At 57.2% G+C, this 14,480-nt stretch carries 13 protein-coding genes; 10 read left to right on the plus strand and 3 right to left on the minus strand.

The window, feature by feature from the left end:
* The 7 genes from AAC083_RS22055 to AAC083_RS22085 form a co-directional block, all read left to right on the plus strand.
* Window positions 1–453 (plus strand): PD-(D/E)XK nuclease family protein (locus tag AAC083_RS22055; protein WP_181364859.1); only part of this gene is annotated, 453 nt, incomplete at its 5' end.
* Complete coding sequence (gene recD, locus AAC083_RS22060) at window positions 450–2,528, plus strand: exodeoxyribonuclease V subunit alpha (protein WP_108537712.1); 2,079 nt, start codon at window positions 450–452, stop codon at window positions 2,526–2,528. The genes AAC083_RS22055 and recD, both read left to right, overlap by 4 nt.
* Before the next feature lie 93 nt (window positions 2,529–2,621).
* Window positions 2,622–3,611, plus strand: coding sequence for an FRG domain-containing protein (locus tag AAC083_RS22065; protein WP_108537713.1), 990 nt, complete (start codon window positions 2,622–2,624; stop codon window positions 3,609–3,611).
* A 391-nt stretch (window positions 3,612–4,002) separates the two neighbouring features.
* Window positions 4,003–4,629, plus strand: coding sequence for a hypothetical protein (locus tag AAC083_RS22070; RefSeq protein WP_108537714.1), 627 nt, complete (start codon window positions 4,003–4,005; stop codon window positions 4,627–4,629).
* A 141-nt stretch (window positions 4,630–4,770) separates the two neighbouring features.
* Window positions 4,771–5,250: a GNAT family N-acetyltransferase gene (locus AAC083_RS22075; RefSeq protein ID WP_108537715.1), complete on the plus strand. Its 480-nt coding sequence runs from the start codon at window positions 4,771–4,773 to the stop codon at window positions 5,248–5,250.
* A 262-nt stretch (window positions 5,251–5,512) separates the two neighbouring features.
* Window positions 5,513–6,514 (plus strand): sensor domain-containing diguanylate cyclase, encoded by a 1,002-nt coding sequence (locus tag AAC083_RS22080; protein WP_108537716.1) that lies wholly within the window; start codon window positions 5,513–5,515, stop codon window positions 6,512–6,514.
* Window positions 6,515–6,668: 154 nt separating this feature from the next.
* Window positions 6,669–7,088, plus strand: coding sequence for a hypothetical protein (locus AAC083_RS22085; protein ID WP_042039285.1), 420 nt, complete (start codon window positions 6,669–6,671; stop codon window positions 7,086–7,088).
* 151 nt (window positions 7,089–7,239) lie between these two features.
* Here the strand turns inward: AAC083_RS22085 and AAC083_RS22090 are convergent, their stop codons facing one another.
* Window positions 7,240–7,581: a hypothetical protein gene (locus tag AAC083_RS22090; protein WP_108537717.1), complete on the minus strand. Its 342-nt coding sequence runs from the start codon at window positions 7,579–7,581 to the stop codon at window positions 7,240–7,242.
* Between the two features lie 199 nt (window positions 7,582–7,780).
* Between AAC083_RS22090 and AAC083_RS22095 the strand changes: the two genes are divergently transcribed.
* The 3 genes from AAC083_RS22095 to AAC083_RS22105 all read left to right on the plus strand — a co-directional run bounded on the left by AAC083_RS22095 (window position 7,781) and on the right by AAC083_RS22105 (window position 11,474).
* Complete coding sequence (locus AAC083_RS22095; RefSeq protein ID WP_108537718.1) at window positions 7,781–8,503, plus strand: response regulator; 723 nt, start codon at window positions 7,781–7,783, stop codon at window positions 8,501–8,503.
* A gap of 10 nt (window positions 8,504–8,513) precedes the next feature.
* On the plus strand, window positions 8,514–9,899 hold the full coding sequence (locus tag AAC083_RS22100) for an ATP-binding protein (RefSeq protein WP_181364860.1): 1,386 nt from the start codon (window positions 8,514–8,516) through the stop codon (window positions 9,897–9,899).
* A gap of 174 nt (window positions 9,900–10,073) precedes the next feature.
* Complete coding sequence (locus AAC083_RS22105) at window positions 10,074–11,474, plus strand: transporter substrate-binding domain-containing diguanylate cyclase (protein WP_108537720.1); 1,401 nt, start codon at window positions 10,074–10,076, stop codon at window positions 11,472–11,474.
* Window positions 11,475–11,519: 45 nt separating this feature from the next.
* Here AAC083_RS22105 and AAC083_RS22110 read toward each other — a convergent pair whose 3' ends face one another.
* Together AAC083_RS22110 and cspE are read right to left on the minus strand one after the other, a co-directional pair.
* Window positions 11,520–13,472 (minus strand): ligand-gated channel protein, encoded by a 1,953-nt coding sequence (locus AAC083_RS22110; protein WP_108537721.1) that lies wholly within the window; start codon window positions 13,470–13,472, stop codon window positions 11,520–11,522.
* A 390-nt stretch (window positions 13,473–13,862) separates the two neighbouring features.
* Entirely contained in the window at window positions 13,863–14,075 is a 213-nt protein-coding gene (cspE, locus tag AAC083_RS22115) for a transcription antiterminator/RNA stability regulator CspE (protein ID WP_005316548.1), read from the minus strand.
* Window positions 14,076–14,480: the final 405 nt, after the last annotated feature.

Raw genomic sequence — 14,480 nt, forward strand, 5'->3', positions numbered from 1 at the left:
GCCCTCTGCCAGCAGCACGACCCGCTGTCGCGGGGCAACAAGCCACTCAGCTTTGCCACCGTGCAGGGGATGCTCAAGGGCTTTATCGATCTGGTGTTCGAGTGGCAGGGGCGCTGGTATCTGCTCGACTACAAATCGAACCATCTCGGCATGAGCCCGGCCGATTACAGCCGTCCGGCGCTGGAGCGGGCGATGGCGGAACATCGCTACGACCTGCAATACCAGCTCTACTCGCTGGCGCTGCACCGGTTGCTCACTTTGCGCTTGCCGGGCTACGACTTCGAGCAGCACTTTGGCGGCGTTTTCTATCTGTTCCTGCGCGGCATGCCGCAGGGGGGCATCTTCCATACCCGCCCGAGCCGTGAACTGGTGTTGGGGCTCGACACCTTGTTTAGCGCAGGCAGCGAGTCGCCTGCAGCGGGATCCCACCCATTGAATGAGGTAGAGGCATGAGCGACACCATGATCAGCACGGCGACCAGCACCACCATGATCGAACGGTTGAAAACACTGGCGCTGGCTGGCCGTATTCGCCAGCTGGATCTGCAATTTGCCAAACTGGTGGCCGATCTGGGCGGCAGCCCCGAGCTGGTGCTGGGGGCGGCGCTCGCCTGCTTCGAGCTGGGGCGCGGCCATGTCTGCCTGCCGCTTGAGATGCTCGCGCATTCCGGTAACGAAAAGGGATCCTTGCGCCCGTTCGGGCTGGATCCCCAGCAGAGCCGGGATCTGCTGCTGGATCTGGCGGATCCTGCCCGCTGGCCCGCCCTGTTTGCGGCCAGCCCCTTGGTAGGTACGGAACAGGATGAGGGCAACGCCCCGCGCTGGCCGCTGAGGCTCTGGCACGGGCGGCTCTATCTCACCCGCTACCACGACTTTGAACTGGGGGTGGCCCGCCATCTGCGCGCTTTGAGTGAACGAGCCGAATGGCCGGAGATTGCCCCGGCCCTGTCGCGGCTGTTTGCCCGCGACTATGGGTTGGTGTTCGGGGCGCTGCTCAAAGCCCGCCTCGTCACCGACTTCTCGGCTCGCCACTTTACCCTGAAGTATCTGGATCTGGTGTTCCCGAATGAAGTGGATTGGCCCGCCATCGAGGGGCTGCTGGCCAACGCACAGGCGGCGAGTGACCTGAGCAAGCTGGATGTGCTGGTGCCCGAGGCACTCTGCTGCAACGGCCAGAAACTGGCTGCGGCCACCGCGGCGGCGCGCCCCTTTGCGGTGATCTCCGGCGGCCCCGGCACCGGCAAGACCACCACGGTCGCCAAACTGCTCGCCATTCTGGTGGAGACCGGCCTGCAAGCAGGCAAAGCCCCGGCGATCCGGTTGGTGGCCCCCACCGGCAAGGCGGCGGCGCGCCTCACCGAGAGTATCGGCTCTGCCCTGCAGGCCCTCGATCTGCCCCCCGAGTGGGTCGAAGCGATCCCCACCGAGGCGGGCACCCTGCACCGGCTGCTCGGGGTGATTCCGGGGCGCAGCCAGTTCCGCCACCACGCGGGCAACCCGCTGCACCTCGACTTGCTGGTGGTGGATGAGGCCTCCATGGTCGATTTGCCGATGATGGCGCGCCTGCTTGATGCGTTGCCCAGCCACGCCCGCCTGATCCTGCTCGGCGACAAGGATCAGCTCGCCTCGGTGGAGGCGGGGGCCGTGCTCGGCGATATCTGCAGTTTTATCGAACAGGGCATCAGCCCCGCGCAGGCGCAGTGGCTCTCCCGCCAGACCGGCTACCGCTTGCAGGGCACGCCCGCAGGGGCACCGGTGCGCGACAGCCTCTGTTTGCTGGCCAAGAGCTGGCGCTTTGATCAGCACTCCGGCATCGGCCAGTTGGCGCGTGCCTGCAACAGCGGCGATGCCACGGCGGTGGAGGCAGTCTGGGGCATGGGCTTTGCCGATATCAGCCTGCACCCCTGGGCGGGAGAGGCCTACGACGCCTTGATTGCCCAGGGGGTGGCCGGTTACGGCAGCTATCTGAAGGCGGCTCGCGCGGGGGAAGATCCCGCCGCCGTGTTCAAGGCATTCAACAGCTTCCAGATCCTCTGCGCCCTGCGCGATGGCCCGTTCGGAGTGCTGGGTCTTAATGAACGGCTCGAACTGGCCCTGTCACGGGCCGGGCTGATTGCCCGCGATGGCGACTGGTATGCCGGTCGCCCGGTGATGGTGGTGCGCAACGACCACGGGGTCGGCCTCTATAACGGCGATATGGGGCTCTGCCTGCCCGATGAAACTGGCCGTCTCAAGGTATGGTTTGAGCAGCCGGACGGCACCCTGCGGGCGCTTTTGCCCAGCCGTTTGCCGCCCCATGAGACTGTCTACGCCATGACCATCCACAAATCCCAGGGCTCGGAGTTTGCCCATACCGTGCTGGTGCTGCCCGACAGCGCCAGCCCCCTGCTGACCCGCGAGCTGGTCTATACCGGCATCACCCGCGCCAAGGCACGGCTCGATCTCTACGGCGATCGCGCCCTGCTGGCACAAGCGGTACGGAAAAAGACCGAGCGTTATTCCGGATTGGCGGAGAGGTTGGGGGAGTGATTTGTGTCGGCGGCAATAGGGGATGCCGCCATGTTATTTTGTTTTGCGAATCAAAAATTCAGCCCTAGAAAATTAAATTGTGGTGATTGAAATATGAAAATGGATATTGAAACAAAACTAAAACTTTTTAATTCAATCCACGATAATCAAGGAATATATAGCGGAGATATATTTGGGGTTTCTCCACAGGAGAATGAATCCTATATTCAATATTTCTTTGACAATGCAGATGATTTTCTGGATGCTTTAGGTCATCGCTCTCCATTGATAACCAGTGAATACTTCCAGCATTTTCATAATTTTATTTTTAGAGGGCATGCAGATAGCCGATGGCTGCTTGAGCCTAGTTCCGTCAGAGAAATCAACTCGAAAAATAAATGGAGCCAAGTTAGCTGTGATAATCATGATGACTTTATTAGGACTGGGCAGGCTCATTTTAATGAGGTGGCGAACTTCTCGAAGTTTGTTATTGGGGCGGACAGACTGGGATTAAGTGTTGAAAGAGAAGTGTTGGAGGCTTGCATAACGTACTCTGAACGTATTTCAAATCCGATAAGCGAGAGCAGCTTTTTCAGTATAGGGTGGCCAAGTGATGAATCATATCGGTTGTTGGCGTTAGCTCAGCACTATGGTATGCCTACTCGTTTGCTTGATTGGACGACAGATCCTTTGGTTGCGACTTTTTTTGCAACCAAAAATGGAAAAAGTGAATCTATATCTATTTGGATTTTTCCTCAGCTTTTATTGGATTTAGCAAAGCTACTTAATGCTGTTAAAGTAATACACGTACCAAAAATAGATAATATGAACATACTTGCACAGTCTGGGCTATTTACTAATCATATATTTGTGCCAGAGGATGGTTTGAAAGCACTTGATCAAATCATTATTTCCAAGATTAACGAGCATCCTATGGCAATTGATGCTTTAACTGCTCTTAGCTTAAAGCCAAGGTTATTCATTTTGCCTGAATCGGAAAGGCATTCTCTTAGGAGGAAAATCCATCGGATGGGTATTGATTGGATAAAAATAGAACCATCTTTGAATGGTATTGTTTCTTCAATTACTGATGATGTCGAATAGTTTGTATCTCGTATGTTGGGCTTCGCAGGCTCAGCGCCAACCTACCGATTGTGTAGGTTGTGGCTGAGCGTAGCGAAGCCCAACGTTTACCGCGAAATCTCTTTTCCTTTTTCCTTCCCCTCATCCCCAACCCTTCTCCCCATTTTTTATCAATATGCGGGAGAAGGTAGATTTGGCTCCGTGGCTATATCCCGAATTCACACGCGATTGCCAACGCCATACCCCCTATGCGGGATGATCCCTTCTCCCTTTGGGTGAGGGGGCGGGTTGCCACAATGCCCACTTCGTAAAATCGGGTAGGGTGCAAAGAACGAAGTGAATTGCACCGCCCATATTTATCTTGCAAAATGGTGGGATACTTTTCGTTTTTAATGATAAATCAGGCAGTAAAATGATAATTCATAGTTTCGAAAGTGAACAGCGAAAGAACACGCTGCTTGGGGGGATTTTTTTATTGCTGCTTGTCCTATGGTTTTCAATCTTACTGTTCTCGCTTAGACTGTCACGTAAGACAGTTATTGCTGACACGGTTCCAGAGTTGCTCACCTATATAACTATAAGTGCGTTGTTTGGATTGGTTGGTGCAATTTTCACTGCTTTTCGATGTCCCGGGCGTGACGCCTTAAAACATATCACAAAAGCGTTTGGTAGTTGCTTTCTTATGATATTTATAACGTCATGGTATGGCTATGATATGTACGTCTATTTTTATCCAGATAAAGTGGTCAGTTATGATACGGAATATAAAGTGGTTCACCCCGGACCATCCAAAAGTAAATACGGCCGTTGTGAGGCAGGCTTAAAAATAAAAGATAAGCATACAGGGCATTGGTTTAATATTTGTTATAGTGATAATAACCTTGGTAAGGATCAGATTCGGGATTATGGTGAGGTATGGGTGAAAACTCGGGTTAACGAGGCGGGGTCATACTTGGAGAGCTACAAGGTATATCCAGAGAAATCTTATTTTTCTATCTCCTCACTTCCAGCCTCTCTCCTGAAAGGAAGTAAGGGATAAATCTCGTTACCGCTATCTGATTAAGTTACGCTAATCGATCCTGTGTGGCGGGCAATCATATTCCCGCTGCGATTTATCTGCCAAAAGGTGTAATGCGCTTCGCTTATTACACCCTACCTACACACGACAGGATGTCATTGCTTGAGACTTGAATTTAAAACTATCGATCTGGATCGGGATTACGAGCTTTGTGTGCAGGCGCGCAGGGATGCTTATTTTTGCAGCTTTCATACCCATGATGGTTTTGCCGACTTTATCGACGGTTATCGGGAGCGGATCCGCGAAAGGCTGGGGCAAGCGCAATGGCACTACATTCATGTCTGGGCGGGTGAACAACGTGTGGGCCAGCTGGAGTTTCGCAGTTTTTCCGATGAGCCCGAGACTGGCTATGTGCAGCTGATTTATCTGTTTCCCGAATATCGTGGCACCGGCTTGGCCGCTGGCTTGCAGGCCTATATCCGCCAGCAGTTGCTGGGGGCGGGCTGCAAATGGGCGCTGCTCTCTGTCAGTCGCACCAATGTGCGGGCCTTGAACCATTACCGGCGATCTGGCTGGGTATTCCTGCGTCCCAATCCGAAACATCAGGAGACGGATTTTTATCGGCTGGCATTGGCAGATTAACCTCGGCTGTTGAGCCCCGCCTCCCGCCCGATGATCCCATCCCCACCTTGCTCAATCGTGAGCGACATCCGGCCAATGAGGCAGACTTGAGTCACACGGGCGGGCACTCTGAGTAGGCCGCTGGCGGCCGATATCCAAATAAAAAGCAGTGATGTTGTGGGGTTATGGCTGACAGATTTTGGGCAATATGCCAAGGTAGCGTTTCACGACAGAACAGCGATTCCCCGTGGTGGCTCGGGGCAGAAGAACAAGGATAACCGCTATGCTGCAGGACAGTGACACGATCAGGATCTCGGATGTCAGCGAAGCCGTGGTGCACGGCATTCTGGAGGTGATCAGCGATGGCATCTGGGATTGGCATGCCAATACCGGTTTCGTCTATCGCAACACCGGCTGGTACCGGATGCTGGGCTACGAGCCCCATACCCTCGACAATACCGTCTTCACCTGGGAGAGCCTGATCCACCCCGACGATCTGGCGGCTGTGATGGCGAAGTTTGATCTCTGCCTGAGCGACAGCGTCCACGAATATCGCGCCGAGTATCGGTGCCGCACCCGCGATGGCAGTTACCTCTGGATTGAGGATTGCGGCCGCATCATTGAACGTAATCCCGATGGTTCTGTGGCGCGGATGATCGGCGCCCATCGCGATATCCACGCCAGCAAGCTGTTGCTGGCACAGCTGGAGCGGCGCAATCATTCGCTGGAGCAGCAGGTGGCAGAGCGCACCGCCGAGCTGGTACGGCTCAACGAGGCGCTGCAACAGAAGGCAGAAGAGAATCGCCAGTTGGCAGAGACCGATGCCCTGACCGGCGCTGCCAGCCGCTATCGGCTGGAGCGGGTCATCAAGCTGGAGTGCGAGCGGTCCCGGCGCTTTAAGCACGCTTTCTCTGTCATCGCCATGGATGTGGATGACTTCAAGCAGATCAATGACAACCACGGCCACAGCGCCGGGGATCAGACGCTGGTCAAGATAGTGGCGCTGGTGCGGACGCACATTCGCGAGATTGACCTCATCGCGCGCTGGGGTGGCGACGAGTTTATGGTGGTGCTGCCCAATACCGGTCTGGCCGATGGCAGGCTGGTTGCCGACAAGCTGCGAGAGCTGATCGTGCGATCGCGGGTCTGCGAACAGCTCGATATCACCCTGAGTTTCGGGCTGGCCGAATACCAGCCTGACGAGCCCATGAGCCAGCTGATGGTGCGGGTGGATCGGGCGCTCTATCAGGCCAAGCTGGCGGGCAAGAACCAGATCTGCGAATAGCTGTCACCACGGGGCCAGCGGGTTGGCCCTGGCGTGCCAGCGGTCGGATTTTTCTCTTTCCCCCCCGAATGCGTATTGACCGTTCGATAGCCTTGACTCCGCCTGAGAGCACTGGTCTGATGCGCGCTCTTTAATCCCCACGAGATATTAATCAATGAAAAAGAGCATCCTGATTGCCCTGACCGCACTGCCCCTGTTTGCCCACGCCGGCCTGATGGATTCCCTGACCGAGACAGTGACCAGCAGCGTCACCAGCAGCGTCAAAGAGATGGCTGGTAGCGCCATGGACAGCGCCTCAAACGAAGCGATCAAGAAGGCACTGGATATCAAGGAAGGCGGCTCCAGCAAGCAGGCCATCAAAGACAAGCTGGGCGCCCCGGCCAGCACCAAGACCGAAGCCGGTCTGGAAGTGTGGACCTATGACCTGAGCGCCCTGAACAAGGTATCTCCCATACTGGCAGAGACCACCAACACCCTGTTCAAGGATGCCGAAGCCGCTCAGAAGAGCGTCGTCATCAAGTTTGAAGGCGACACCGTCAAGACCCTGAACCTGGTCGACAAAGCCAAGGCTTGAGTCTGAAATAGGTGCATGAGAAGGGGCCCTTGGCCCCTTTTTGCTGGCTGGCGTTCCTCATCACGCCTCAGCGCCATGCATCCGCTGGCCAAGCGGGCGGGATAAACGAAAAAGGGTGGCCGAGGCCACCCTGTTGCAGGTCGAGACGCGTTTACTGGTGTGCTTCGGCGAACAGCTTCATCGCCTCGGCGTGCTTGGTCATGCCGTCGGCACGCAGTGTCAGGCTCTTCACAAACTCGGCCTTTTTGATCGGGTCTTCGATCTTGTCGAAGCGCTGCTGCAGGTTGGCCTGGATCTGCTCCGGGGTCATGTTCTGCATACGGGCCATCTTGTCATGGCGGCTACCGTGGTGCTTGCCGCCCATCATGCCGCCGGGGCAGTCGGTCATTGCGCCAGCCTGGGTGGTGGCAATGGTTTCGCTGGCGGCATAGGCGCCGAGCGGCAGGCCAAGGATCAGGGTGGCGGTCAGCAGGGTTTTGGTCAGGGTTTTCATGGTCTATCTCCTCGCGGATTGAGTTCGGGTTCGGCTTGCTCGCCTTGACCCTCAGTAAACACCCGACTGGTGTCTGAACTTTGCCAGTTGAAGCCTATTTTGTAGCAGAGTGTGGCATCTTGCTGATCCGGCACACTTTGACACAAACCGTCCGGCAGATTTTCGTATACTCGTGCCAGCTCTAACAGGAGAGGCCCTCATGAACCAAAACAGCACCCACATTCTGGTCGTCGACGATCACAGCGAGATCCGCGATCTGCTGAAACGCTTTCTGGAGCAGCATGGCCTGCGGGTCAGCTGTGCCCGGGATGGCAAGGAGATGAAGCGGCTGCTGGAGGAGCGGGAGTTCGATCTGCTGGTGCTGGATCTGATGATGCCGGGGGAAGATGGCCTGACCCTGTGCCGCGAGCTGAGGGCCAAATCCAGCCTGCCCATCATCATGCTCACTGCCATGGGGGAGGAGACTGACCGCATCATAGGGCTGGAGATGGGGGCCGATGACTATCTCGCCAAGCCGTTCAATCCGCGCGAGCTGCTGGCGCGCATCAAGGCGGTGATGCGCCGCTCCCAGGTCGAGCCGCAACCCGCCGCCGAGACCCTGACCCGAGATCTGCGTTTCGATCGCTGGCTGCTCGACATCAATCGCCGCGAACTGGTGGATGAGGATGGTGTGGGGCTGAGTCTCTCCACCGCCGAATTCGACCTGCTGCGGGTGTTTCTGGAGCGCCCCCAGCGGGTGCTGAGCCGGGATCAACTGCTGGATCTGGCCCGGGGCCGCGAGGCGGTAGCGTTCGATCGTGCCATCGATACCCTGGTGAGCCGGTTGCGGCGCAAGCTGGAACGGGATCCCAAGAACCCCCAACTTATCAAGACCATCTGGGGCGGCGGTTATCTGTTCGCCGCCGATGTGACCCAGGTGTAACGGCGTGGTCATGATCAAGCGACTCTGCTCCCGACTGTGGCCCAAGGGGCTGACCGGCCAGATCATCCTGGTGGCGCTGGCGGGGCTGATCCTGATCCAGCTGCTCAGTATCCAGATCTACCGCACGGATCGGGAGGAGGCGCTTGGCTTCGTCAACAGCCGCAACGCCATGCAGCGGATTATTGCGGTGGTGCGGCTGCTCTCCCTCTCTCCACCGTCACTCTATGACGAAATTCTCAAGGCGAGCCGCAGTGAAACCCTGCTGCTGCGCCTCTCCGACGAACCGCTGCAACCGGACAACCGCAGTCCCCGCTTCGAGCAGCTGGTACGCTCGCGCCTCAATTATCCTGCCGGCCTCGCCGTCGAGATCAGCGCCGAGCTGAAAGAGGATACCCAGCGCAGCAAGGCGTGGGAGCACCATGCCCGCATGATGAAAGACCGCAAGGGGCCGCCACCGCCACGGGATATGCGGCTCTATGGTTCCATCGGGTTGCCTCAGGGGGGCTGGTTACAGTTCAGCTCGCTGGTCGACAAGGAGGTGGGCAGCTGGTCGTGGCAAACCACGCTCAACCTGATGCTGGTCGCCAGCCTGGTGATCGGGCTGATGGTGCTGCTGTTTCGCCGCGCCACTCGCCCGCTCAAGCAACTGGCGGGCAATGCCGAGCGACTGGGACGTGGGGAAGACATAGAGCCGCTGCGAGAGGTGGGGCCGACCGAGATCCGCGAGTCGATTCAGGCTTTCAACCGTATGCATACCCGGCTCGATCGCTTCGTGCAGGACAGAACCCGGATGCTGGCGGCCATCTCTCACGACCTGCGCACCCCTATCACCAGCCTGCGGCTGCGCACCGAGTTTCTAGCCGATGGCGAGGACAAGGATCGCATCCAGCAGACTCTGCAGCAGATGGAGCAGATGCTGGCGGCGACCCTCAGCTTTGCCCGGGAGGAAGGTCAGCAGGAGGCGACCCGCGAGCTGGATCTGGTCAGCCTGCTGGTCAGCCTGTGCGATGACTATGCCGACACCGGCCAGCCGGTCACCTGTCTGGCGGAGGGCAAAGAGGTCTATGCCTGCCGGACCAATACCCTGCGCCGGGTGCTGCAGAACCTGATCGGCAACGCCATCAAATATGCCGGCAGTGCCGAGGTATCGCTGGAGCGTACCAAAGAAGAGCTGTTGATCCGGGTTTGTGACAACGGACCGGGGATAGATCCGGCGCGACTGGAGGATGTCTTCAAACCCTTCGTGCGGCTCGATGAGGCCCGCAATACCGAATCCGGCAGCGTGGGGCTGGGGCTCTCCATCGCCCGCACCCTGGTGCACCAGCACGGTGGCGAGCTGACCCTGCACAACCGCGCGCAGGGTGGGCTGGAGGCCAGGATCAGCCTGCCGCTGTGAGCCTGATGAGATCTGTGTGGGGAGGACGCCGACGAGGCGCCCTTCTCATGTTTATGTTGCCGTTATCTGACTGACATCACGCCAATTTCATACTCGGTCATGCTTGTTCTTCCAGCTTGAAGATGGCGATAATAAATGGCCGTGTAGACGGCTAATGGGAAGGTTGGTACAGGAATGGTGGTCTCTTCTGGTTTTGGATGGCGGGTGTGCAGTGGATGCTTCCTCCTGCTCTGTTTGCTGTGGTTGCCCGCCAGGGCTACGCCAGCCCCCAAACCTTTGATCGTGACCAACTCCAAGGCCTGGCAGCCCTTCTCCTACCTCAATGAGGAGGGGCAGCCGGATGGCCTGCTGATCGATCTCTGGCGCGAGTATGGCCGTGTCACCGGTCGCCCGGTCGAGTTCAAACTGGTGGACTGGCAGACCTCGCTGGACCTGATGCGTACCGGCAAGGCCGATGTCCACGGCGGCCTGCTCTGGTCGCCGGAGCGCAATCTGCTCTATGACTATGGTCAGGGGCTCTCCCGTCTCGATGCCCAGCTGTTCTTTGCCAACGCCCTGCGCGGCTCGGATGTGAACGACTACTTGCTGCACGAGAGTGTGGGGGTGGTGGCAGGGGGGTATGAGGAGTACTACGCCCGCAAGCACTTCCCCACCACGCACCTGCAAACCTTCACGGACAACGAGGCCATGATGCGTGCCGCCTTCAGTGGCAAGTTGGGTGCCTTCATCGCCGATCTGCAAGTGGCGAACTTCTATATCTACACCTCGGCGGATCCCAGCCGCTTTATCCCGATGCGTCACCTATACAGCGACGAGATCCGCTTTGCGGTCGCCAAGGGCAATCAGGCTCTGCTGCAGGAGCTGGAACAGGGGTTTTCCCGCCTGGGTGCGGCGGATCGGGAGCGGATCATTCACAAGTGGATGCATATCGAGACCGTCTATCCACGCCACCTCTGGCCCTGGTTACTGGCGCTGGGGGGCATGGTGTTGCTGGTCTACATAGTGCAGCTGCGACGGGCGGTGGCGAGCCGCACCGCCGAGTTGATCCAGGCGAATGCGCGGCTTGAGCGCCTTGCCGGCACCGACGCCATGACGGGGATCCGGAATCGGCGCGCCTTTCTACCCGAGTTTGAACAGCGGCTGGCCTGTGGGCAGGCTTCGGCCCTGCTGCTGTTCGACATAGATCGCTTCAAGAGGATCAACGATCACTTCGGTCACGGGGTGGGTGACGAGGTGATCTCGGCTCTGGTCGAACGGGTGCGGCAGGTGTTGCCGGCCGGGGCGCTGTTTGCCCGTATCGGGGGGGAGGAGTTCTGCATCTGCCTGCCAATGGCGGATATGACGGCGCTGCAGGAGTGGGCCAGCCGGATCGGTCGGGCAGTGAGTCTGCGCAAGTTGCAGACCAGTGCCGGTGAGCTGGGGTTTTCTATCAGTACCGGGGCCGTTTGGGTGCCGGATGGCATCAGAGCCGATGGCAGACAACTGTTGTTGCAGGCAGACAGGTTGATGTATGGCGCCAAGTCGCTGGGGCGCAATACCTGGCAGGTGGCGTGTTATGCCGAGGAAGAGGATTAGGCAGCAGAAGCGTAGGCCGCCGCCCCGAGGGGCGGCGGCTCGTCATCAGAAGTTGTAGGTCATCCCCAGGTTGTAGCGACGACCATCCAGCACTGTGCCGAAGCTGGTGTAATCCACCGTCTTGTCGAACAGGTTGTAGATGCCGGCTGTCACATTCAGGTTCTTGTTGGCCTTGTAGACCAGACCCGTGTCGAAGAAGGTGTAAGAAGGTGTGCCTTCTGCCATCTTGACCCGGCTCAGGTAATCAGAGGTCTTGCTGCGGAAGTTGACCCGTGACCAGAGGCTGACCGCTTCTGTGGTCTGCCAGTCGACCGTGGTGTTGAACATGTGGCGCGGCATCTGGTTCAGTGCCTTGCCTGCCAGCGGGCCGCTCTTTTGCTCGGACTGGAGGAAGGTGTAGCTGGAGCCGACCGACCAATCCTCGCTGATGGTCCAATCCATCATCCCCTCGACCCCGCGCATGTTCGCCTTGTCGATGTTGACGCGGTCACTGATGAAGTCATAGCTGTGACCATTGAGGGTACAGGCCGGATCGCTCTTGCTGGTACAACGACGCACTTCGGAGATCTTGTTCTTGAAGTCGGTATTGAACAGGGTAACCCCGGTGTTAAAGCCCTGATGGCCATTCCACAGCAGGCCGATCTCTTTACTCACGCTGGTTTCAGGTTTCAGATCCGGGTTGCCGACCAGCATGCCATCCAGGCTGCCACCGCCGGTGGCCTGACCCCAGTTGGCCGCAGACATCCGCAAGTCCGGCGACCGATAACCGGTCGAGACGCCCCCTTTCAGGGTCCAGCTCTGGTCCAGATGCCAGACACCGTAGAGACGTGGACTCCAGTGAGATCCGTAGTTCTGATCCCGATCCATGCGGGCACCACCCGTCAGGGCAAAGCTGTCGGTCAGCGACCACTCATCCTCGACAAACACCGCCCAGCTCCAGCGGGTCAACTGCTCAGCAGGATTGGCCACTTTCAGGGTATTGCCCTGATCGTGCAGATCCTCATAGCGATACTGACCACCGACACTCAGATAGTGATCCCCCAGCATAAATTGGGTGTGGGTATCGGCGATGGTGTTGGTGAGCTCCATCTTGCGACCGGGGTTGGTATTGGTTTCCTGCTGCAGATAGCTGCTGGAAGAGCCGAAATCATACTGGCCATCATGGGTCAGCGCGAAGTTGGTCCGCTCATAACGATTGAGATTGTCTTTCGCCTTGGCATCCAGCGAATTGCCTGCCGTGCGATCCCGATCCTGCAGGCTGCGGCTGGCCTCCAGATCGAAGCGGTTATGGTCGTCGGGCTGGAAGCTGAGCACAGCCGTGCCACTGCGGGTCTCCTGCTCGGCAAAGCCCTGGGGAAATTGGTCTTCGCCACGATGAGCCAGTTGGCCATTGACGCGCAGCCCCAACACGCCATCTATCAGCGAACCTGCGGTATAGGCGTTGGTCTGGAAGCTGTTACCGGCATCCTTGTTCTCCTGGAAGGTCGAATCAGCGTGAACAGCGCCCTGCCAGTCCAGACTGGTGGTCTTGCGGGTAATCACGTTAATCACGCCGCCCATGGCATCCGATCCATAACGGGATGACATGGGGCCGCGTACAACCTCAATCCGTTCGATGGCCTGCAACGGAGGCAACCAACCCTGCTCGATGCCCGGCCCATCGCTATTGGGACGAGTGCCACGGCTGTCGACCCGCTTGCCATCCACCAGCATCAGTGTGTATTTGGAGCCCATGCCACGAATGCTGATGTCGCTGCTGCTGCCACCCCCGGTGATCACCACGCCCGGTATGTCTTTCAGGGCATCGGTCACGTCGCGATAGGCGCGTTTTTCCAATTGCTCGCGAGTCACCACCGAGATGGAGGCGGCGGTATCCTCGATCTTCTGCTGGAAGCCGGAGGCGGTCACGACCATGACCTCCTGTTCGATGGCATAGGCGTGAGGGGTGAGGGCGGCGAGAACGAACGTGGTCAGCTTGTTGCGGTGCGTTTTTATCATGTTTGCCTGAACTCTTTGAGTAAGAAGATGCATTCATCCTTTGTGTCAATCTATGGGGTGGTTTCACCGCATCCTGCGTGAAATCGGGCTCGGGCAGGTTCAGTAGGACAATCCTCCCGTTTGCCGGCAGGCATTGTAATGATCACGAGTTCATATGCAAACGATAATCAATATCATTTCTGTTGTGTGGTCATGCTATCGCCAACCAGGAGATACAGAAGGAGAGAACGGAAGAAAAAGGGGTGAAGCGGAATGGCGAAGAAGAGGTAAATGGGGGAGGGGAAATGCTGAATCGCAGGCAACAAAAAACCCGCCTAGGCGGGTTTTTTTAATTCTTGCAGAAGGTCTTCTCAGCAGGCGTTAGCGAGCGTGAAGGCTTTCTTACTTGAATTACAGACCAACTACGTTGGCAGCAGCCGGGCCTTTCTGGCCTTGCTCGATGGTGAACTCAACGCGCTGACCTTCGTCCAGGGTTTTGAAGCTGGTGGACTGGATAGCGGAGAAGTGTACGAACACGTCTTTGCTGCCGTCAGCCGGGGAGATGAAGCCAAAACCTTTCTCAGCGTTGAAGAACTTAACGGTACCAGTCATTTTGTTAGACATAATAATTTCCTTGAATAGTATTTGAAGTGCCAAAATGGCAATCTATGATTTTTCGTCAGCAATACGTATGGGGAGCACTAAAGAAGGAGAATTATTTAATAAGAACTATCCTTAGATAACTCTTATGCTAATCACTGCTTTACTAAAATGACTGCCTAACATAATCAGGTCTGAACTACCGAACCATCGAGAGAGATTAAAACACGCTCTCTTTTTTAAAGCAAACTTTATCTCAATATTAATTTTCGGTTAGCCAAGTGCTACCTACTCATATTGCCATGTGAACCATCGGGTGTGTGTGGCGGGGTTGGGCGTATCTCCTTGCCGGGACAGGTGTTTGGCCTGTCTCAGTCACGTGTCCTTGGTGAACATGATGAGTGTTTGCCGGTCGGGCTTGTACAGATG

The sequence above is a fragment of the Aeromonas sp. HMWF014 genome, from assembly GCF_963878295.1.
Classification (GTDB): Bacteria; Pseudomonadota; Gammaproteobacteria; order Enterobacterales; family Aeromonadaceae; genus Aeromonas; species Aeromonas popoffii.

Coding starts and splice junctions, on each gene's coding strand:
- AAC083_RS22080 (WP_108537716.1), top strand. CDS start 5,513: ATGCTGCAGGACAGTGACACGATCAGGATCTCGGATGTCAGCGAAGCC.
- AAC083_RS22100 (WP_181364860.1), top strand. CDS start 8,514: ATGATCAAGCGACTCTGCTCCCGACTGTGGCCCAAGGGGCTGACCGGC.
- AAC083_RS22065 (WP_108537713.1), top strand. CDS start 2,622: ATGAAAATGGATATTGAAACAAAACTAAAACTTTTTAATTCAATCCAC.
- AAC083_RS22085 (WP_042039285.1), top strand. CDS start 6,669: ATGAAAAAGAGCATCCTGATTGCCCTGACCGCACTGCCCCTGTTTGCC.
- recD (WP_108537712.1), top strand. CDS start 450: ATGAGCGACACCATGATCAGCACGGCGACCAGCACCACCATGATCGAA.
- AAC083_RS22090 (WP_108537717.1), bottom strand. CDS start 7,581: ATGAAAACCCTGACCAAAACCCTGCTGACCGCCACCCTGATCCTTGGC.
- AAC083_RS22070 (WP_108537714.1), top strand. CDS start 4,003: ATGATAATTCATAGTTTCGAAAGTGAACAGCGAAAGAACACGCTGCTT.
- cspE (WP_005316548.1), bottom strand. CDS start 14,075: ATGTCTAACAAAATGACTGGTACCGTTAAGTTCTTCAACGCTGAGAAA.
- AAC083_RS22105 (WP_108537720.1), top strand. CDS start 10,074: ATGGTGGTCTCTTCTGGTTTTGGATGGCGGGTGTGCAGTGGATGCTTC.
- AAC083_RS22095 (WP_108537718.1), top strand. CDS start 7,781: ATGAACCAAAACAGCACCCACATTCTGGTCGTCGACGATCACAGCGAG.
- AAC083_RS22110 (WP_108537721.1), bottom strand. CDS start 13,472: ATGATAAAAACGCACCGCAACAAGCTGACCACGTTCGTTCTCGCCGCC.